The following is a 20,955-nucleotide window of genomic DNA, read 5'->3' as shown; positions in this document are numbered from 1 at the left end:
TTTTTAATTAATTACACATAGCAACCATAAGCGGTTGAAGTTTTTTTCTCAATACACTGGTCGAGCAGTTGTGGTTATTCACAATGATACAAAAAGCCAGCCTTTTCCCCTGTTTATTGGTGGCATAACCTGCGAAGGAACGCACATTTTCCATGGTCCCGGTTTTGGAATGAATGTTCCCTTCGGCCACCGTTCCTTTGAGGTAGTATTTCATGTTTCCGGACTTTCCTGCCACGGGCAGGGAGTCGTAAATAGTTTTGTTGATTTTGGTGTCGAGGGCTGTTTTTCGAAGCAAAGCGGTCATAAACCCTGCCGTCACGAGGTTGGTCCTGGATAACCCGGCTCCATCAGCGAGGTTGACACCGTCAAAAGACAGGCCCCTTTCTTCCCAAAAGGTACGAATGACCTCGATGCCTTTTTTTGCTTCTGAACCGGCTCCGGTTTCCTTTTTTCCCAGCGCTTTTAACATGGCTTCGCAATAGAGGTTGACGCTTTTAATATTCGTTCGGGCAATGATGGTTTTAAGATCGGGAGCATAATGGGTGTATAGTATCTTTCGGTTTTGGTCGAGCGGAATTTGAAGGATCCGGTCGGTCGTTGCACCCTTTGAAGCATGGATATTTATGTTCGCCATAGTTTTCCATAGCTGTTGGGCCGCAAAAAGAGGTGGGTCGGGGAGAGATCCTTTTACGGTAAATTGACCGGTACCGGCAGGAATGGTTCCCCGGATATACCGGTCGTAGGAATATGGGGCGCCAAAGATATAGGCATTGTCGCCACTGCCTTTGGCTCCGGATTTCAGTTCATTGTAAAAAGCAAGGTTTTCGACTTCGGGTTCTATACTCTGAATGCGCGGGCTTTCATCCAGTACCGGGTTTTGCAACAAATTCAGGTAGTATAAATTTTCATGAAAATTGAGTCCCCAGACCCCGGCAGCATAATAATTGCCCAGGTCGATCCACGGCCAGTCCGGCCCGTTGACCTCGCTGCCAAACCAGGAAGCATCCCCGACAATGTACCCTTCGATGCACTGGATATTTTTTTTCAGGATGGCATTTTTGAACTGACTTAAAACCTCTTCCATGGAGGACGCTTCCTCCCATTCTGGAGAACCCAGGGTAGGATCTCCGTAACCTTTTATGTAAAGACTGCCTTTGAGGTTGCCTTGTTGGTCGATATCGCCGCTGTATTGCAGTTCTGTTTTGAATCGATAATCGTTACCAAGAATGGCCGCGGCGGTGGAAGTGGTGACAAGTTTGAGAATAGAAGCCGGGATGAGGCTTTGCCCGGGGTTGAGTTCGGCCAGCACTTTGCCGCTTTCAACATCGATGATGCTGACCCCGAAGGAGGCGTGTTTCAGGATGGGGTCTTTGGCCAGGGTATTGAGGTGGGTTTGAAAAGTCGATTGCTGCGCTGATGAAATTGGCATTAACCAAAGGATAAAAAAAAGGGAAGCCCAAAATATTTTGCTCATGGTGAGGGTGGATTTTGTATGTTCCAAATTTACGAAATATACTTAATACCATAAAAAAAATCCCGGATTCCACCCTAAGGCAAAATCCGGGAAAACTCAAAATGATCTATGCACGATCACCGATTCCCTTTTTAAATGAATCGGGCAGGGAAATGTCCCTTTATTTTATTCCTTCACAAACCGCTTGCTCATCACTTCATCTCCGGTGCGAACATTCATCAGGTACAATCCGGAAGGAAGGTTCATACTATTCAGGTCAAGTTGTATGGTTGGAACCTCCAGGTCATAATCTGCCCGGTAAACCAGGCGTCCGTTGATATCCAAAACTTCTATCGTGATGGATGTTTCTGGCAGTTTATCCAGGTCAATGTTCAACACATCACTCACCGGGTTGGGGTACAGGTTGAACCCTGTTTTTTGAACATCATCGACTCCGATAGGGGGTGGCCCCTGGATGGCCGCACTGAATCCCGGGTTGACTGTTCCGGTGACGGAAGCATTGTCGAATACGGCTGTGGTTGTGGTGTTTACATTATTACTTTCCGTAAATAAACCTACATAGGCGCAACTGGCCTAGGAATTTAATAGAAAACCAGAAGCAATCCAATTGTTTTGAAATTTTGAAACCCGGTCTCACAGATCAGGCTGTGTTTTTTAAGTTAAAAAATAACTTTAACAGCCTTTGAGGATAAAAAAAATAGCCCGGGGCAATAATTATTTGGCTAAGTAAGTTTTATAGTTGAATTTTTTAATCAAACAAATCCGCTATATGCAGCAAAACTTTACATCTGAATTATTAGTAAAATACCTTTACCACGAAACAACATCTGCTGAAAGGCGCGCCATCAATGAAGAACTCATTGACAACTATTTGTTGCGCGAAGAATTTTCAGAGCTGTTGTACGCTTTTCAACAATTGCCTAAAGTAAAGTTTGAGCCTTCTAAGACCTCCATTCAAAGCATTTTGAATTACAGCAAAGAGACGGCACTCGAAGAGTTGGCTTAATTGAAAACAAAGATTATTTTACGAAAAAAGTCTTTAGCAGAGCAATCCGCTAAAGACTTTTTTTATTTATTTTAGAAATAAATTTGGATTTAAATAACAATTTATTTATTTTTACCTCCATAATAAAACAAAAAGTTAAAAACAGCAACCATGGCAGACACAGAAAAAGATAAAGCAGCCAAATTAAAAGCACTCGAACTTGCCGTTGACCGGATTGAAAAAACTTATGGAAAGGGAACGGTAATGCGCCTCGGCGACAAACAGGTGGTGGAAGTGGACTCCATTCCTTCCGGTTCCCTTGGTCTCGATATTGCTTTAGGCGTAAATGGATTCCCCAAAGGAAGGATAATTGAAATTTATGGCCCTGAGTCTTCCGGAAAAACGACCCTGGCCATCCATGCCATTGCCGAATGCCAGAAACAAGGAGGGGTAGCGGCCTTCATCGACGCGGAACACGCTTTTGACCGAACCTATGCTGAAGCATTGGGCGTAGATACCGATAACCTCCTGATCTCTCAGCCCGATAACGGTGAGCAGGCCCTGGAAATTACCGAGAACCTGATCCGCTCAGGAGCTATTGACATCATCGTTGTCGACTCTGTAGCAGCCCTCGTTCCAAGAAGTGAGATCGAAGGAGAAATGGGGGATTCCAAAATGGGTTTGCAGGCAAGATTGATGTCCCAGGCCATGCGTAAGTTGACGGGAAGTATCGGCCGTACCGGTTGCTGCTGCATTTTCATCAACCAGTTGCGTGAAAAGATCGGTGTCATGTTTGGTAATCCTGAAACGACCACCGGTGGAAACGCCTTGAAATTCTATGCCTCCCAGCGGCTGGACATCCGTAAATCAGGAGCGGCCATTAAAGATAAAGAAGGTAATGTCATCGCCAATCACGTAAAAGTGAAAGTCGTTAAAAATAAAGTAGCTCCTCCCTTCCGTGTTGCGGAATTTGATATTGTTTTCGGAGTGGGCATTTCTAAAGTCGGGGAAATCGTTGATCTTGGAGTAGACACAGACATCATCGGCAAAAGTGGTGCCTGGTACAGCTACCAGGATGCTAAAATTGCCCAGGGACGTGAGGGAGCAAAACAATTCCTTGAAGACAATCCGGAAGTGGCCATCGAAATCGAAAAAAAGATCAAAGAAAAAATAATGGGTGCACCGGTAAAAAGGAAAAAAGACGATGTGGAAGAGGAAGAGTCCATTTCTTCAAACGGAATAGAATAATATTTGAAAGAATTTTAAATAAAAATTTTGCTTTCAGGAAGGCCTGCTAAACGGATCGAAGTTTAGCAGGCCTCATTTTTTTTCCCTACCTTGCATTGTTTTAGCCAACAAATGGTATGACCATAAAAAGGCAAATCATCTTTTTAATCCCGAAGGAATAAAAAACGAATAGCACGTGAATTACCTAACACTGGAGCAGGTCTCAAAATCTTACGGAGAAAAGGTCCTTTTTGATCATATTGATCTGACGATCAATAAAGGGCAAAAGGTAGCGCTTGTGGCCAAAAACGGAGAGGGCAAAAGTACCCTCCTTCGGGTCATCGGGGGCAAGGAATCTCCTGAAGGGGAAAACTGCAAATTGATGTTGCGGCGTGGAATAAGCATAGGCTTTTTGGAACAGGAACCTGAGTTTTACGAAGAAAATACCGTACTGGAAGCTGTACTCGACTCCGATAACCCACTCATCCAGGCCACCAAACGTTATGAGTTTGCCTTATTAAATCCGGGAGATACAAAGGAAATGATGGCTGCTTCGGCCAAAATGGATGACCTGAAGGCATGGGATTTTGAAGCCCGGATCAAGGAAGTGCTTTTTAAACTGAATATTACCGGGCTGGATCAAACCATTAAAACCATGTCGGGCGGACAAAAAAAGAGACTCGCCCTGGCCAAGTTGATCATCGATGAACCGGAATTTTTGATCCTCGATGAACCCACCAACCACCTGGATCTGGATATGATCGAATGGCTTGAGGAATACCTCAGCAAACAGAACATGACCATTCTGATGGTCACCCACGACCGGTATTTCCTGGAACTCGTTTGCAACCAGATCGTTGAACTGGACAGAGGAAAAGTTTTTAAATACAGTGGAAACTATTCCGAATTTCTCCAAAAGAAAGCCGTTCGCCACGAAAATGAAAGTACGGAAATGGAGAAAAACCGCAAACTCCTCAAAAAGGAACTGGAATGGGTGAACCGTATGCCTAAGGCGAGGGGCACTAAAGCAAAATCAAGGGTGGATGCTTTTTTTGACCTCAAAGAAAAAAGTTCAAATAAAATCGATCGCAGTGAAGTCCAAATTGAAATCAAAGGACAAAGACTGGGAAAAAAGATCCTGGAAGCCCATTACATCAATAAGTCATTCGGCGACCTGAAGATCGTTGAGAATTTTGATTACAAATTCAAAAAGGAAGAAAAGGTAGGCATCGTCGGTCCCAATGGAGTGGGCAAGTCCACTTTTATGGGATTGCTGACCAAGGAAATTCGCCCGGACACAGGTAAGATCGTGGTGGGAGAGAATACCGTTTTTGGGTATTATTCCCAGGACGGCATTTTACTCGAAGAGGACAAAAGAGTAATCGAGGTCATCCGCAATATTGCAGAATATATTCCCCTGGAAAATGGCCGGAAACTTACCGCAGAACAGGCGCTTGAACAATTCCTTTTTGACCGGAAAAAACAGCAGGTTTATGTCTCAAAATTGAGTGGAGGGGAACGGAGAAGATTGTATTTGTTGACGGTGCTGATGAAAAACCCGAATTTCCTCATTCTCGATGAGCCTACCAACGATCTCGATATCATCACCCTCAATATCCTTGAAGAATTTTTGCTGGCCTTTCCCGGCTGTGTGATCATCGTTTCCCACGACAGGTATTTCCTGGATAAACTGGCGGACCACCTCTTTATTTTTGAAGGAAACGGAAAAATACGCGACTTTAATGGCAATTATACCGATTACCGGGAGCAACAAAAACAGGCATTGACGGAACAGCGTAAATTAGCCGAAAAAACAGACAAACCCAAAACAGCTTCCGCCCAGGATCAAAAACCCGGTCTTACCTACGAACAAAGAAAGCAACTGAGTCGCCTGGAAAAACAGTTGAGTAAACTGGAAGAACAAAAAGAAGCGATAGAAGCAAAGTTTACCGATGCATCCATTACACCTGAGGAAATCATGAAACTGGCCAAAGAACTTGACACCCTGAAATCTACTATCGAAGTGGTGGAATTGGAATGGATGGAATTGGTGGAGCTGGGCGAATAGGGTGCCAATCTAAAAATATTTGCCTTTCCCAAAAACATCAAAAAAACAAAAGCCACATTGGGCCGTCCATCCAAAATCTATGAAATGATGCAATTTCAGACCTAAAACGGTAATTTTTTACAAAAAAACGGTAAATTGCGTTTGATTCGATTCAATCGAAGGACTAATAGCGATTATTATACTAAGAATATTAAGCCTTGTCAAGTGATTTACTGCTTTTCGAGGTGTCATACAATATCGGGGACAATAAACTACACACTCGCCTGATATTGTTATTCCAGGAACCGTAACAGGTTTACCGAGTTGATGCTACGCATCAGCCATTTTGCTTTTCGATAAGGAAAGTGAACCACTCTCAAATTTCTCTGCAGTTTTTTAGAAAAACACACAATTGTGAATGCCCTTTGGTGCATTTACGGATGTTTTTGGGCCATCTACGCTTTGTGTTGGCCGGAAAACCGGGAATAACATACTATCTACTACTATTGAGAACTGCACGTAATGGCCATTGTCCCTCCCGAATGGTATTGCGTCAAAAACACAAACGGTACAATGAAGCACCCAGTTAACTGGCTTGCATTTTTGACATTTACCCTATGGGTAAATACTGTCTTTGCTCAAGCACCTGATCGCCAGGGTTCAGTTTTTTATGCCCCCCTGTTTAATGAACTCCAATGGCGAAACGTTGGCCCTTTCAGAGGGGGGCGAAGTGTTGCAGTTTCCGGAGTGCCCGGAAGCCCGATGACCTATTTGATGGGCAGTACGGGCGGCGGGTTATGGAAAACGACTGATGGTGGCCTGAAATGGAAGAACATTTCAGACAATCAATTCAATAGCGGTTCTGTCGGGGCCATTGCCGTGGCTCCTTCCAATACAGATATTATTTACGCAGGCATGGGCGAACATCCCGTTCGTGGGGTGATGACGACCCATGGCGACGGAGTTTATCGTTCTGAGGACGGTGGAAAAACCTGGAAACATAAGGGGCTCCCCGATTCACGACATATCGCCGCCATTCGAATTCATCCTGAAGATCCCAATAAAGTTTTTGTAGCCGTTCAGGGTGCAGCCTTCGGACCTACTGAGGAAAGAGGCATTTACAAATCTGAAGACGGCGGAGATTCCTGGCGAAAAGTATTGTATGTTGATGAAACAACAGGAGCCGCCGACCTGAGCATGGACATCCATAATCCTGATGTCATGTATGCCGGCATGTGGGATCATCAAAGATTCCCCTGGAAAGTAAGGAGTGGAGGCAAGGGATCTGGATTGTATAAATCGGATGACGGGGGCGAAAGCTGGCACCGTTTGTATAATGGACTGCCTAAAGAAATGGGCAAAGTAGCCATATCGGTATCTCCCGCAGATCCAAACGTCATTTATGCCAATATTGAGGCAGAAAAAGGAGGCGTCTTTCGTTCAGATGACGCGGGTGAAACCTGGGAACAGGTGAATGAAGAACGTTTGACAATAGCCAGGGCATGGTACTATACCGAGATCTTCCCTGACCCGAAAGACAAAGAAACCGTTTACGTACTCAACGCCCCTATGCTGAAGTCCACTGACGGAGGACATACTTTTGAGCGTATCACCAATCCGCATGGCGATCAGCACGATCTTTGGATCAACCCGGAGAATCCTCAAAATATGATCCTCGCCAATGATGGAGGAGCCTGCATCACCTTTAACGGGGGCGAAAGCTGGTCTTCTCAATCCAACCAGCCAACAGGACAATTTTACCGGGTGATCGCCGACAACCGGGTCCCCTACTACCTTTATGGCGGTCAGCAGGACAATTCTGCCATTGCCATTGCCAGCCGGCCCGGAGTAAATAATACCCCTATTGATTATTATAGTGTTTCAGGGGGAGAAAGTGCCTTCCTGGCTTTTGATCCTGATCATCCGGAATTGATTTACGGCGGCAGCTACCAGGGCAACATTTCCGTTTACGACCATCGCACGAAAACCACCAAAGATATTATGGCCTATCCGCAGATCGGATTGGCCGGGTTGCCCAAAAAGATGAAATACCGCTTCAATTGGAACGCTCCGATAGTCGCTTCTCCCCAAAAACCGGAGGTGATCTATCACGCGGCCAACGTAGTCTTAAAAACAGAAAACAAAGGGCAAAGCTGGGAGGCCATAAGTACTGATCTTACCCGGAATGACCCTCAAAAACAAGGTCGGGGCGGTGGCCCTTTCACCAATGAGGGTGCGGGGGGAGAAAATTACAACACCATCAGTTATTTGGCTTGTTCGCCCCGGGATTACGGAGAATTGTGGGTGGGCACCGATGACGGACTGGTGCACCTCACCAGAAATGACGGGGAGTCCTGGACGGAAATTACCCCTCCTCAAGTTGGAGAGGCCCTTATCAATTGTATTGAAGTTTCTCCGCACCGGCAAGGAGCTGCTTATGTAGTAGCCACAAAATACAAGTTCAACAAACTCACCCCCATGGTGTATTATACAGAGGACTACGGGGTAAACTGGAAAGAAATCACTACCGGAATTGACCCTGAACATTTTGTCAGGGTAGTGAGAGAAGATCCTGTTGAACCCGGCATCCTCTATGCCGGAACTGAAGGAGGGCTTTACATTTCCATCGATTTTGGTCAAAAATGGCATCGGTTTCAACTCAACCTGCCGGTCTGCCCAATAAACGATCTTTGTATTAAAGACAATGACCTGATTGCAGCTACCTCGGGGCGCGGCTTCTGGATATTGGATGACCTGAGTGCCATTCAACAAAGCAGGAACAAGTTGTTCAGCAAAAAAATGATCCTCTTCCAATCCTCTCCGGTAACCCTTCAAAATTTACCGGCACTGAAAAAGGAAGAATCCGTTAAGAAATACGCCTCCAACGGTATGATCATTGATTATTACCTGCCCAATCACATAGATTCCACCACCGAGATCCGGCTGGAAATTTTGGACATGAATGGTTACCTGCTGAGAACATACGTCAATAAAAAAGATGTGGAATATACCGAATACGAAGGAGGGCCTCCGGCAAAACAGCAGTTGCCTTCCCAAAAGGGCATCAACCGCTTTTACTGGGATTTTCGGAGAGAAACGCTTGCCGGAGTCACGGATCTTTTTATGATGGGCGATTACCGCGGCAGCCTGGTTGCACCGGGCAAGTATAGGGTCAGGTTGTCGAATGGAAAAGAGCAACAGGAAGTCGTAATGGAAGTTTTGCCTGATCCAACCCTCCAGGTGTCTTCAGACGATTATTTGTCTCAGCAGGAAGTGTTGACCTCGGTGGACGAAACCGTGAATAAAATTCATCAATCCGTGAATTCCCTGATGACCATCAATACACAACTGGACAACCTGATCAATTACCTTCAAAATGTGGAAGGCACGGAATCCCTGGTGAAAATAGGAAAAAATGTTTCTCTGAAAATGGATAACCTGATCAACAACCTGGTGCAACCCCAGCAGGAAACCTACCAGGATGTCATCAATTTTGAGAATAGCCTGGATGCAGAACTGATTAACCTCCGTACACGGGCCGAAAGCCATGACCCCCGGATCTCGCTGGGCATTAAACAAAGGTTACAGGACCTGTTGGAGCAATGGCAAATGTATGAAGCAGCCATGGAATCCATCCTGCAGGTGGACATCGTTGAGTTTAATGAGTTGTATCGTGAGAAAGGGATCCCGGCGTTGATCGTGCCGGTAGGTAAGGCGAGTAATCCGTAATTGGGGTAATGATGGAAATCAAATTTGTCCATAAAAAAAGCCCGACGTGTTAACACGTCGGGCTTTTTTTATTTATATGACAAGGAATTACAACCGCTGCTTGATCTCGATTATTTCATAACATTCGATCACATCACCGACTCTGATATCATTGTAGTTTTTGATGCTAACACCACATTCCAGCCCTGCCTTAACCTCTTTGGCATCATCTTTAAAGCGCTTGAGGGATGAGAGTTCTCCAACCACTCCTTCCTTCACAGGATAGATAACGATACCTTCCCGTATGAGACGGAGATGTGAATTTCTGGAAATGCTTCCTTCTCTTACGAAGCAACCTGCAATGGTGCCCACTTTACTGATTTTGAATACCTCGCGTACCTCGACCTGGGCTGTGATTTTTTCTTCTTTAGTAGGCTCAAGCAATCCTTCGATGGCCATTTTAATTTCTTCGATGGCTTCGTAAATGATGGAATAAGTCTTTACCTGAACCCCCTCTTTTTCTGCCAGCTGGCGTGCATTGAGTGAAGGACGTACCTGGAAGGCAATGATAATGGCATCAGAAGCAGAAGCCAGCATGACATCTGATTCGATGACCTGTCCAACTGCCTTATGGATTACGTTAACCTGAACGGTTTCAACCGAAAGTTTGATCAGGGAGTCAGAGAGCGCTTCGATAGAACCATCCACGTCCCCTTTGACGATGAGGTTGAGCTCTTTAAAGTTGCCCAAAGCCAGACGGCGTCCGATCTCATCAAGACTGATCCGTTTGGTTGCCCTGTTCGTTTGTTCCCGAACGATCTGTGCACGTTTGTTGGCAATTTGACGAGCTTCGGTTTCGCTTTCCGTCACCTTGAAGCGTTCACCGGCCTGGGGAGCACCGCTCAATCCGAGCACCAACACAGGGGTGGATGGTCCGGCTGTTTTTACACGCTTCCCAAATTCGTTATACATGGCCTTGATTTTACCGGAATGTTCCCCTGCTACCACTGCATCTCCGATGCTAAGGGTTCCGCTTTGTACGAGTATTTTGGCCACATAACCTTTCCCTTTATCAAGAGAAGCTTCGAGAATAGCTCCAACGGCCTCGCGGTCAGGATTTGCCTTCAGTTCCTGGACTTCCGCTTCGAGTAATACTTTTTCCAGCAGTTTGTCAATATTCTCCCCTGTTTTAGCCGAGATGTCCTGAGATTGGTAGGTACCTCCCCAGTCTTCGACAAGAAGGTTCATACTGGCCAGTTCCTGTTTTATCCTTTCAGGCTGTGCGCCTGGTTTATCAATTTTGTTGATGGCAAAAATCATAGGCACATTTGCTGCCTGTGCGTGACTGATCGCCTCTTTGGTCTGTGGCATGATGTTATCGTCTGCAGCAATGATAATGATGGCGATGTCGGTTACTTTGGCTCCCCTGGCACGCATGGCCGTAAAGGCTTCGTGCCCCGGAGTATCGAGGAAGGTGATTTTTTGACCTTCGATTTTCACTTCGTAAGCACCGATATGCTGGGTAATCCCCCCGGCTTCACCCGCTGCGACTTTGGCTTCCCTGATATAATCGAGCAAGGATGTTTTACCGTGGTCGACGTGACCCATTACGGTGACAATAGGAGCACGCGGTAAGAGATCAGCCGGATCATCCTCTACTTCAACTTCATCATCTACCTGTTCTTCTACGCTAATAAACTCCACTTCACGGTCAAATTCACCGGCAACGATTTCGATGATTTCTGCATCTAGTCGCTGGTTGATGGATACCATCACCCCGACGTTCATACAAGTCATGATCACATCCGATACTTCAACGTCGAGTAAACTGGCGAGATCCGACACGGAGATAAACTCGGTGAGTTGTAATTTTTCATCAACACCTTCGAGTTCTTTCATTTCTTCGCGTTCACGGTGACGATCCCGATGGTCACGACGAAGTTTTTGTCTTGTTTTTTTGCTTCCGCCCTGGATTCGGGCTAAGGTAGCTTTGAGTTTTTCTTCAATTTCCTTTGTGGAAATTTCTTTCACCTCATCTTTACGGCCTTTAAGAGGCGGCTTAACGTCCCTGTTTCTGTTGCGGTCGCCAGAAGAAGAAGAAGGAGTATTGGGGCGGTTTTGACCTCCTCCCTGTGAATTATTGTTAGAGGGCGAAACCACTTTTTTCCTGCGACGACGACGCTTTTTGCTGTCGGCATCTGCATCACTGGAGGTTCCCGGAGTACCTGGAGTTGCTTTTTTAACGTCCCCTGCAGGCTTAGCCTTAGGCACTTCTTTCTTTTTCTTTTTGGGTTGTTTTTTGAACTTGTCTATATCAATTTTACCCTGGATTTTTAATCCGCGTAATTCGGGGGTCTCCGCTTTATGCAGGACACTTCCGGCGGGAACTTCCTTAACTATTTCAGGAGTAGGAACGACTTCCTCTGGTGTTTTCTGAATAGGAGTTTCAACCGGAGTGGAATCGCTTTTAGGCGTCGATTTTTCAGGTACTGTTTCTTTTACTTCAGCGACTTTTTCTTCTATTACAGGTTTTTCTTCTGCTACTTGTGCTGGAGGGGCAGTTTCTTCTTTTACTGCTTTAGGTTCCTCTTTCGGCGCTTGTTTAGGTTCCTCTTTAGGTTCCTCTTTAGGTTCTTGTTTCGGCTCTTCTTTCTGTTTGTGTGCCGGCTTATCGAGATCGATCTTGCCAATTATTTTTAGTTTCGGCGCCTCTGGCTTAGAAACTATTTCTTCTTTTGGAGGTTCCGGCGTTGCCGCAGGTTCGACTTTTTCTTCGACAGGTTTCGGGGCTTCAACCGGAGGTTTTACCGCTTCTTTTTTGAAAATTGGTGGAGGTGGAGTTTCTTTTTTAGGTTCTGAAACATGAGAAGAACCGTAAGGAGCCTCTTTAGAAGAGGTAGGTCGGGTACCTATAATAAGCCTATCGGCTTTTTCCTTGATAGCAATGGATTTTTGGTATTTATTGAGCAACTCATTATACATCTCATCCGTTACCTTGGCTGTTGGCTTTTCATCAATTTCAAAGCCAAGGCGGTTGAGGTGTTCCACGATTGTATGAATACCTACATTGAGTTCTTTTGCTACCTTAATTAAACGCTTCATTCAAAAATTTTAAAAAATGCAATTCGTTTATCCAATAAGCAAAAGCTAATCCTTGTTGAAGAGGTACTTACATGTTTTTATTTTTTAGTTAATAATTACCATTGTACATCTTGATTATGCTTTTTCTTATCAAACGAAGCTACGGAGGGAAAAAATTTTCCTTCCGTAGCTTTTAGGAAAGAGGTCAATGTTCTATAATCATTGGATCCAGCTCTCCATATTTTCTGCAAATATAATCGGAATACCCTCTACTTGTGCAGAAAATCGGGCTATTTATACCCTATTATTTATTTATTCTTCAAATTCTGCCGCCAAAATGCTTGTGACGTCATCAATTGTTTCTTCTTCGAGATCGGTACGGCGCAATAATTCTGCCTTACTCAACTGCAATACGCTACGTGCCGTATCACAACCAATGGCTTTGAAAGCCTCAATTACCCAGTCGTCAATTTCATCTTTGAATTCTTCCAGATCCACATCGTCGATTTCGATTTCCACAGGGGTGTTGCGATAAACGTCGATTTCAAATCCTGTGAGCTGACTGGCTAATTTAATATTGGATCCTCCTTTACCAATAGCCAGTGAAATTTGATCGGGTTCAAGAAAAACAGAAGCTCTTTTTGCTTCCTGATCAAATTCGATATTGGTAATTTTTGCAGGGGTGAGCGCACGTTGGATATATAGGTTGGTATTGTTTGTATAATTAACAATATCAATGTTTTCATTGTTCAATTCCCTCACGATACCGTGTATTCTTGAACCTTTCATTCCGACACAGGCTCCAACGGGGTCAATTCGATCATCGTAGGATTCTACGGAGATTTTGGCTCGTTCACCGGGGATACGGACGATTTTTTTAACGGTGATTAGTCCATCTTCAATTTCCGGAACTTCCTGTTCCAGTAATTTTTCGAGGAAAGAAGTATCTGTTCTTGAAACAATAACAATCGGGTTATTGTTACGCATTTCCACTTCTTTGATGATTCCGCGCACCATATCTCCTTTACGGAAATAATCGCCCTTAATCATTTCGGTTCTGGGCAGGATAAGTTCTGTATCCGTAACATCGTCGAGGATCAATATTTCCCGTTTAAGAATCTGATGCACCTCGCACATTACGATCTCTCCAACCCGCTCAGTATATTGCTTGTAGATCTCGTCTTTCTCCAATTCCATGATCCTGGAGATCAACGTCTGGCGTGCAGCCATAATAGCACGGCGTCCGAAATCTTCCAAAAACAACTGTTCGTAACACTCCTCCCCGATTTCATAGTCCTCGTCAATGGACAGCGCTTCTGAAATAGAAACCTGGGCATTGTCATCGGTCACTTCACCGTCGGGAACAATTTCCCGGACACGCCACAATTCAAGGTCTCCGTTGGTCGTGTTTACGATCACGTCAAAGTTCTCATCAGAACCATATTTTTTACGAATCAAAGTTCGAAATACGTCTTCCAATACCCGCACCATCGTTGGGCGGTCAATGTTTTTTCCTGATTTAAATTCAGAAAATGTTTCTACGAGATTCATAGTAACTTATTTTGAAAATGATATCTTAACTATTGCTTTTTCTATATGATCAAAGGCAACCTCATGGGTCAAAACTACGCTCTTCTTTTTATTGCCTTCTTTTACTCTTGCTTTTTCTTCCAGCACAATGCCGGAATCTGAGACTTCGGTAAGGGTCCCCGTGACCGTCTCACCCTCTATTTGTTTTACCTCAAATTTTCTGCCAATATGTTTTGGGTATTGCCTTTTGAGTTTTAGCGGTCTGCTCACTCCTGGGGAAGAAACTTCCAGCACATAGGTTGCACCCAGCCAGCCATTTTCATCAATATGGTGTTCAAGATAACGGCTTATTTGTTGACAGGTTGAAAAGCTGACTCCTTCATCGCTGTCAATAAAAACTTCAATTTTATTCCCCGGATGTATTTTAAGTTCGATCAAAAAGCAGGTCGAAAATGCTTCTTCGGAGAATTTTACTTCGAGTAAATCGGATATTTTTTTGTCTATCACCATTTGCTAAATTAAAAAGAGGGAACAAAATATGTTCCCTCTTTTTTAGATTTTTTCCTTCTATGCCGCAAAGCTAAGCATTTTTTTGATCCTGTGCAACAATTTGTGTATCAAAAGAAAACGTCTGCCTCGCAACAGCAAGACAGACGCATCAAAACAAAACGAAAAACCAACTTTAAACAAGATTTTATATATCTTAAAGCCTTAAAGGCTATTGATCAATTTTATAGTAAAACCACACAAACGGGCAAATTGTTGCACTGTGATTGTTAATGATTTCTTAAAATCTCTTAAAAAAGTCTTTTTTAATTTCAATTGTCCGGCTCAGGGCGCATTTTTACAGGAATGGTAAGGGTTTGACCCTTCCTGTTAATGGTTACATCAATTACATCTCCTACTTTAGACAATCCGATGGCCTCAGCCAGATCAGGCACACCTCTGATTTCTTTTTCGTCCACTTTTACAATCACATCCTTGGGGTACAAGCCGGCATACTGGGCAGAGCCATTGTCCTCTATCCTGTCAATCACAACGCCCTGGCTTATTTTGATGCCCAGGCTTTGTGCCGTTTCGCTGTCAAGGGGATAAATATTGACTCCCAAAAACGCACGCTTATAACTGCCGTACTCAATAATGTCATCTGCAATTCGTTTCACCAGGTTGATGGGAATGGCAAAAGAATATCCCTGGAAAACACCTGTTTGTGAAGCAATAGCGGTATTGATACCTAGCAATCGGCCATTGGCGTCGATCAGGGCACCGCCACTATTCCCGGGATTCACGGCAGCATCCGTCTGGATGAAAGACTCTATGGCGTCACGGTCCTTCAATAAACGGAGGCTTCGTCCTTTGGCACTGATGATGCCGGCAGTAACCGTTGACATCAGGTCAAAAGGATTGCCAACGGCAAGGGTCCATTCGCCCACCTGGGCTTTGTCCGAATCTGCAAATTCCAGGGTAGGCAGGTCATTGGCCTCGATTTTTATAATGGCGAGATCCGTTTTTTTATTGATGCCTATGACCTTTGCCTTAAATTGCCTGTTGTCATACAAAATCACCTCCAGGTCGTCTGCGAATTCCACCACATGGCTGTTGGTGACAATATATCCGTCAGCAGTATAAATGACGCCGGATCCGCTGCCGCTCATGGGTTGTTCTTCCCCAAAGAAAAAACGGAATGGGTCGTCAGATTTGCTGTTGTTGCTGGCATTCGCTTTTCCAGCCGTTGCAGTGATATGTACCACCACCGGGTTGGCCATTTGAGCCGCTTTGGTGAAATCAATCATATTGCCGCCCGGTATCGGAGCCTTGTTGATATAACTCACCTGTTGGACAGGAATATCGGAAGATGATATGTCAGACTCATTGTCCAAAAGCGAAACACCGCCCAGAGCAATTAATCCTCCGGCAATAGCAGCAAGCAGGAATGAAAGAAATTGTTTCATACGTTTATGTTTTGTTGATGGGTATTAAGCAAGTAATGACAAAAGTCAATAATCTTACTTAATCTCGGGTGAAAAAACAGAATAACTATCAAATTACGCTTTAATAACTTCCAAATCAAGGATGTCGTTTTTTGAAAATGGATTTTAACTTCATATTAACAAAAACAGGAAAATTGAAAGAGGCTTATTGCCTCATAGCATATCGGGGTAATTGGTTTTCGCCTTTAGGGACTTGGTAAAAATAGACTTATTTACTTTTTTATAAAATCATAAGTCGCCGGCGGACCCGCCAATAAAGGTCCTGCATTTTTTTTAAAGGCCAAATGAATGGAATCCTGCTGGTAAGACCGGTAATCCGCTTCAGACTGAAATTCCATTTGTAAAACCAGGCCGTATTCAGCAAGAGCTCTCTCGTCGCCCAGGTTCTCAAAGGTTCCGGTTTTTAGATGTTTTACTCCTTGAATTTGGTTAAGCGTTTTGACCCCTTCTATCAAACCGGCCAGATTTTCCGGTGAAATATCTTCCCTGATTTTCAGGTAAACGGTATGAACCAGGGGCGTTTCAATTTGGAGAATCTCCTGCTCCTGAGATTTTTCTAAAAGTTCCGCATGACAGGCCTCAAGCTGCTGTTGGAGATCTGCTTGTTTACAGGCATTAAGCGATAAGAGAAGAAAAATAAGGAGAACTAAGATGTTTTTCATGACGATGGATTTAGAGATGTTAAAACCGGCGCACTGCTTTGCCACTGTGTAGGATAAAAACATCCTTTGCCGGTTTATAACGGGCTAAATTACCAAGAATTTTGATCCCGCAGGTAGCATTAAAATGAAAATCATATTAAAAGGGTTACAAAATCACGCTTGATTTAAGATATGAAAATCATATTGGCGGGCCTGTTTTTGATCATTTTTTAAGCAAAATATTCCCACCCTGGCTACTTTGCGTAAAAAATACACTAATATCGGGTTGCAGACATAAGTTTTCTTCAATAGAACCATTTCCTATAGCTGTTTATACTTACCTTTAGTCCACTTAATCTTTTAACAGGAACTCTTTTGATCCATTTTATATTAAAAAGTGTTTTTTTCCTAACTTGAAAAAAATCGATAGAATCATGAAGCAACTCATTGCTATACTCACATTAATCTTTTCACTCCAAATCGTTCAGGCTCAAATGGTATCCCTCACCCCTTCTGGTGCCGGGGCAGATGAATTGGTGACCCTGACCTTTGATGCGACAGAAGGAAACGGTGAACTCGTCGGAGCTTCCAAAGTGTACATGCATCACGGAGTGGTATTGGGAGGCCCTGATGCCACCGACTGGAATTATGTCATCGGAAACTGGGGTCAGGATGACGGGGTAGGTGAAATGACAAAAGTACCGGGAGAAACGGATAAATGGGAAATTACCTTTTCGCCTACACTAAGAGCTTATTTTGGGGTTCCTGAATCACAAACCATTTACAGGATCTCCTGCGTGTTTCGCAGTTCCGACGGTTCAACAAAAGCGACAACATCTCCGGGGGATTATGGATGGGGAACAGTGGCCAGCAATCTGGATATTTACGTGAACCTCAATGCCAATAATTACATTGGTTTATCCGCACCGACAGGTGACCTTACGTTTATTAACTCCGGTGAAAATGTTGCCATTGAAGCTTTTGCTTCTTCGAATGTCAGCTCTATGAAAATTTTCATCGATGAGGGCAGCGGATATGAAGAGAAAGCCAGTGTCACTTCCGGCACTTCTATTGCATACAGTTACGTGTCCACGGCAACAGTGGACATTAATATTAAAGTGACGGCAACGGTAAACGGGGAGGATCTTGAGGTCATTAAGCCTTACCAGGTGGTGGTAATCACTGATCCTGTGGTGGAAGAACTGCCGGAAGGCATGGTATCTGGTATTAATTACAATGCAGAAGATGATACAAAAGTAACGTTGGTACTGCAAGCGCCGGGCAAGGGGTTTGTATATGCAGTAGGGGATTTTTCCAACTGGATGGTACAGGAGCAATATCATATGAAACGCACTCCTGACGGAGAAATGTTTTGGGTGGAAATTTCAGGACTGACCCCTATGCAGAAGTATGTTTACCAATACTGGATCGACGGAACCATAACAGTTGGGGATCCGTATGCAGACCAGGTGGCCGACCCGTGGAACGATCACTGGATCGAATCGGACTTCAATATTGATCTGCCGGATTACGATAAAACGGAATTCGGTCCTGCCACTGTTTTTCAAACGGGGCAGGAACCTTATGCATGGAATGCCAGTGAAAACGATTGGCAAAGACCGGATCCGGACCATTTGATCATTTATGAATTACATGTCAGGGATTTCGTGGGTTCTCATTATTACCAGGACCTTATCGATTCATTATCTTATCTCAAACGTTTGGGAGTTGATGCCATCGAATTGATGCCGGTCAATGAGTTTGAAGGAAATGACAGTTGGGGATATAACCCTTCTTATTTTTTCGCCCCTGATAAATATTACGGCACCAAAAATGACCTGAAAGCTTTTATTGAAGCCGCTCATGAAGAAGGAATAGCCGTGATCATGGATATTGTGTTGAATCACGCTTTCGGACAGAACCCTATGGTGCGGATGTATTTTAATGAAAGCACGGGCAAACCATCCCCGGACAACCCATGGTTCAATGAAAATTATGTCGGCCCTTATCAATGGGGTTATGATTTTAATCATGAATCGAATTACACCAAAGCATTTGTTGACCGGGTCAATGCCTATTGGCTGCAGGAGTATCATTTCGACGGATTCCGTTTTGATTTCACCAAAGGATTTACCAATTATGCTCCGGGAGGCAGCATCGACGGTTTTGATCAATCCAGGATCAATATTCTTGAGCGGATGGCCGATAAAATCTGGGAGGTTGATTCCGAAGCCTATATCATTCTGGAACATTGGGCTCCCGCAAGTGAGGAAACCATATTGGGCAATTACGGGATGAAGATGTGGCGCAACAGGAGTTATGATTACGTTCCGGCGATCACCGGGGCGACAAGTGGCAGTTTCAGTAGTATGGATATTCAAACCCACGTTTCTTACTTCGATAGTCATGATGAAAGAAGGCTGGCCGAACACGCGCTCTCCGAAGGACAAAACAATGGCAGTTACGATGTCAGGAATCCGCTTGTCATGTACGAAAGGGCTAAAATGTCTGCCGCTTTCACCTTCCTTTTTCCCGGTCCGAAAATGATATGGGAATTTGATGAATTGGGTTACGATATCGATATTGACTTTAACGGGCGTGTAGGCAGAAAACCTTTGCCCTGGGGACCGGATGGCCTTGGTTATTATGAAGACAGCCTGAGACAATATATTTTCGAGGCGTATACCGGCATTTTAGAAGTAAGAAATCAGGTGGGCCCAGAAGCGATGGCCTCCGCCGTTAAAAATCATAAATACACGGGGAATACTCGCCGGTTGAGTTACAATACCCCTGGCATTGATTTGGTCGTAATAGGGAACTTCGGGCTTAACCCGGAAGATATTTCCCCTCAATTCCCACAGACAGGCACCTGGTATGATTATTTCTCCGGGGATTCCCTTGAGGTAGTCAGCCTGTCAGATGTGATCAACCTAAAAGCGGGAGAGTGGCATATTTATACCTCGGAAAATATTTCGCAAGGATTTCCGGGAGTGGTGGAGGTTTTTGAAGACCCTGTGACCATCACCCCAATGCCCTTCACGAAAAATGACGAGATTGTCATCAGGTTTGATGCGACAAAAGCCCAGTCTAACGGAACTGCAGGTTTGATCGGCGCCGATAAAGTATATATTCATTCCGGCGTACTTATCGATCATCCGGATAGCACGGAACTGTCCCATATTGTGGGAAACCTGGCAGATGACGGTTTGGGAGAAATGGTGGAAGTAGAAGAAGATATATGGGAAATCACCCTCACCCCTGCCGACTATTTTGCCATTGCGGAAGATAATGATATCTATAAACTTGGCATGTATTTCCGGGATGCAGACAATGTGAATTTGGGCATGGGGTTCAGGAACAGTATCATTTACAAAAGTGTGGCTTCCGGACTGCCCTTCATTACCATTAACCCGCCGGCTTTTGATGCCAATACACCAATTACCATCACCTTTAATGCCAAGCAGGGAAACCGGGAGCTCGTTGGAGAGGATAAAGTATATATGCACAGCAGTATAGGAACGGTAGATACAGAAAACCCGCAAACTTCGGCCTGGGACAATGCTGTCGGCAACTGGGGAATGGACGATGGTGTGGGTAAAATGACCCCCGTTCCCGGCGCGATTGATCTTTGGAAGATAACCCTCGTTCCTCAAAGTTATTATGGACTCAGTGCCGGGGAATTCCCTTATTGGCTGGCCGCGGTTTTCAGAAGTGCCGACGGCAACAAAAAAGGTACCGGAACACCGGGGCCGCTGGAAAATGGTTTTATTGCCAGTAATCTCGACTTTTTTATTCGCAACGAGGGAACGGTTTCTGTTAATGACTGGACCTTGTCACGAGCCGAAATATTCCCCAATCCGACAAGCGGTTTTATCAACCTGAGTGAATATTCCGGCGACCTTGGTTTTGAGCTTTTCGGAGCTGACGGCAAGCTTGTATTTTCAAAAAAGGTAACCGAGAATAAAATCATCCACTTACCGGACTTACCCAACGGTATTTATTTTTACAAAATAGATAGCGGGCATAAGCTTAAAGCAGGCAAACTGGTGTTGTTTTAAATCAGTTTTAAAGATCGTAATCACATTTTCGCATTTTGGAACGTTTAATAAATGAAATCCCCAAAAAACGGGAACACTTTCACGTTTGCAATTGTAATCATGAAAAGTTTCCCGTATTTTTGAGGATAAGTTGCCTCATCATTTTTATTGCAGCCACCAACCGGTCCAGGCCGGCTGTGCTTCCTGATTTGTACCAATTCATCTAATGGCTCT

The 20,955-nt window shown here is 44.4% G+C and carries 12 protein-coding genes; 5 read left to right on the top strand and 7 right to left on the bottom strand.

Annotated features, from left to right (window positions below; translation table 11 throughout):
- Positions 1–7: 7 nt before the first annotated feature.
- The gene (gene dacB / locus H6571_15360; GenBank protein ID MCB9325117.1) at positions 8–1,474 is read right to left on the bottom strand and encodes a D-alanyl-D-alanine carboxypeptidase/D-alanyl-D-alanine-endopeptidase; all 1,467 of its coding nucleotides are present in this window, start codon (positions 1,472–1,474) and stop codon (positions 8–10) included.
- Positions 1,475–1,639: 165 nt separating this feature from the next.
- A complete protein-coding gene (locus H6571_15355; GenBank protein MCB9325116.1) occupies positions 1,640–1,861 on the bottom strand; it encodes a T9SS type A sorting domain-containing protein in 222 nt (73 codons plus the stop codon).
- 382 nt (positions 1,862–2,243) lie between these two features.
- Between H6571_15355 and H6571_15350 the strand changes: the two genes are divergently transcribed.
- The 4 genes from H6571_15350 to H6571_15335 all read left to right on the top strand — a co-directional run bounded on the left by H6571_15350 (position 2,244) and on the right by H6571_15335 (position 9,462).
- Positions 2,244–2,480, top strand: coding sequence for a hypothetical protein (locus tag H6571_15350; GenBank protein ID MCB9325115.1), 237 nt, complete (start codon positions 2,244–2,246; stop codon positions 2,478–2,480).
- A 150-nt stretch (positions 2,481–2,630) separates the two neighbouring features.
- Positions 2,631–3,707, top strand: coding sequence for a recombinase RecA (gene recA, locus H6571_15345; GenBank protein MCB9325114.1), 1,077 nt, complete (start codon positions 2,631–2,633; stop codon positions 3,705–3,707).
- 175 nt (positions 3,708–3,882) lie between these two features.
- Positions 3,883–5,754, top strand: a complete 1,872-nt coding sequence (locus H6571_15340) for an ABC-F family ATP-binding cassette domain-containing protein (GenBank protein MCB9325113.1) — start codon at positions 3,883–3,885, stop codon at positions 5,752–5,754.
- Positions 5,755–6,306: 552 nt separating this feature from the next.
- Positions 6,307–9,462: a glycosyl hydrolase gene (locus tag H6571_15335; protein MCB9325112.1), complete on the top strand. Its 3,156-nt coding sequence runs from the start codon at positions 6,307–6,309 to the stop codon at positions 9,460–9,462.
- An 87-nt stretch (positions 9,463–9,549) separates the two neighbouring features.
- Here H6571_15335 and infB read toward each other — a convergent pair whose 3' ends face one another.
- From infB to H6571_15310, 5 genes are all read right to left on the bottom strand, one after another.
- Positions 9,550–12,543, bottom strand: a complete 2,994-nt coding sequence (gene infB, locus H6571_15330) for a translation initiation factor IF-2 (GenBank protein ID MCB9325111.1) — start codon at positions 12,541–12,543, stop codon at positions 9,550–9,552.
- 291 nt (positions 12,544–12,834) lie between these two features.
- Complete coding sequence (gene nusA, locus H6571_15325; protein MCB9325110.1) at positions 12,835–14,073, bottom strand: transcription termination/antitermination protein NusA; 1,239 nt, start codon at positions 14,071–14,073, stop codon at positions 12,835–12,837.
- A 6-nt stretch (positions 14,074–14,079) separates the two neighbouring features.
- Positions 14,080–14,562 (bottom strand): ribosome assembly cofactor RimP, encoded by a 483-nt coding sequence (gene rimP / locus H6571_15320; GenBank protein MCB9325109.1) that lies wholly within the window; start codon positions 14,560–14,562, stop codon positions 14,080–14,082.
- A gap of 308 nt (positions 14,563–14,870) precedes the next feature.
- Positions 14,871–16,004, bottom strand: a complete 1,134-nt coding sequence (locus tag H6571_15315) for a trypsin-like peptidase domain-containing protein (protein MCB9325108.1) — start codon at positions 16,002–16,004, stop codon at positions 14,871–14,873.
- A gap of 251 nt (positions 16,005–16,255) precedes the next feature.
- The gene (locus tag H6571_15310) at positions 16,256–16,705 is read right to left on the bottom strand and encodes a Dabb family protein (GenBank protein ID MCB9325107.1); all 450 of its coding nucleotides are present in this window, start codon (positions 16,703–16,705) and stop codon (positions 16,256–16,258) included.
- A gap of 413 nt (positions 16,706–17,118) precedes the next feature.
- Between H6571_15310 and H6571_15305 the strand changes: the two genes are divergently transcribed.
- Entirely contained in the window at positions 17,119–20,742 is a 3,624-nt protein-coding gene (locus tag H6571_15305; GenBank protein ID MCB9325106.1) for a T9SS type A sorting domain-containing protein, read from the top strand.
- Positions 20,743–20,955 lie beyond the last annotated feature (213 nt).

The organism is Lewinellaceae bacterium (genome assembly GCA_020636105.1).
Taxonomy (GTDB): domain Bacteria; phylum Bacteroidota; class Bacteroidia; order Chitinophagales; family Saprospiraceae; genus BCD1.
Note: the sequence above shows the minus strand (reverse complement) of the source record. Positions and strands in the feature narration are given on the sequence as shown.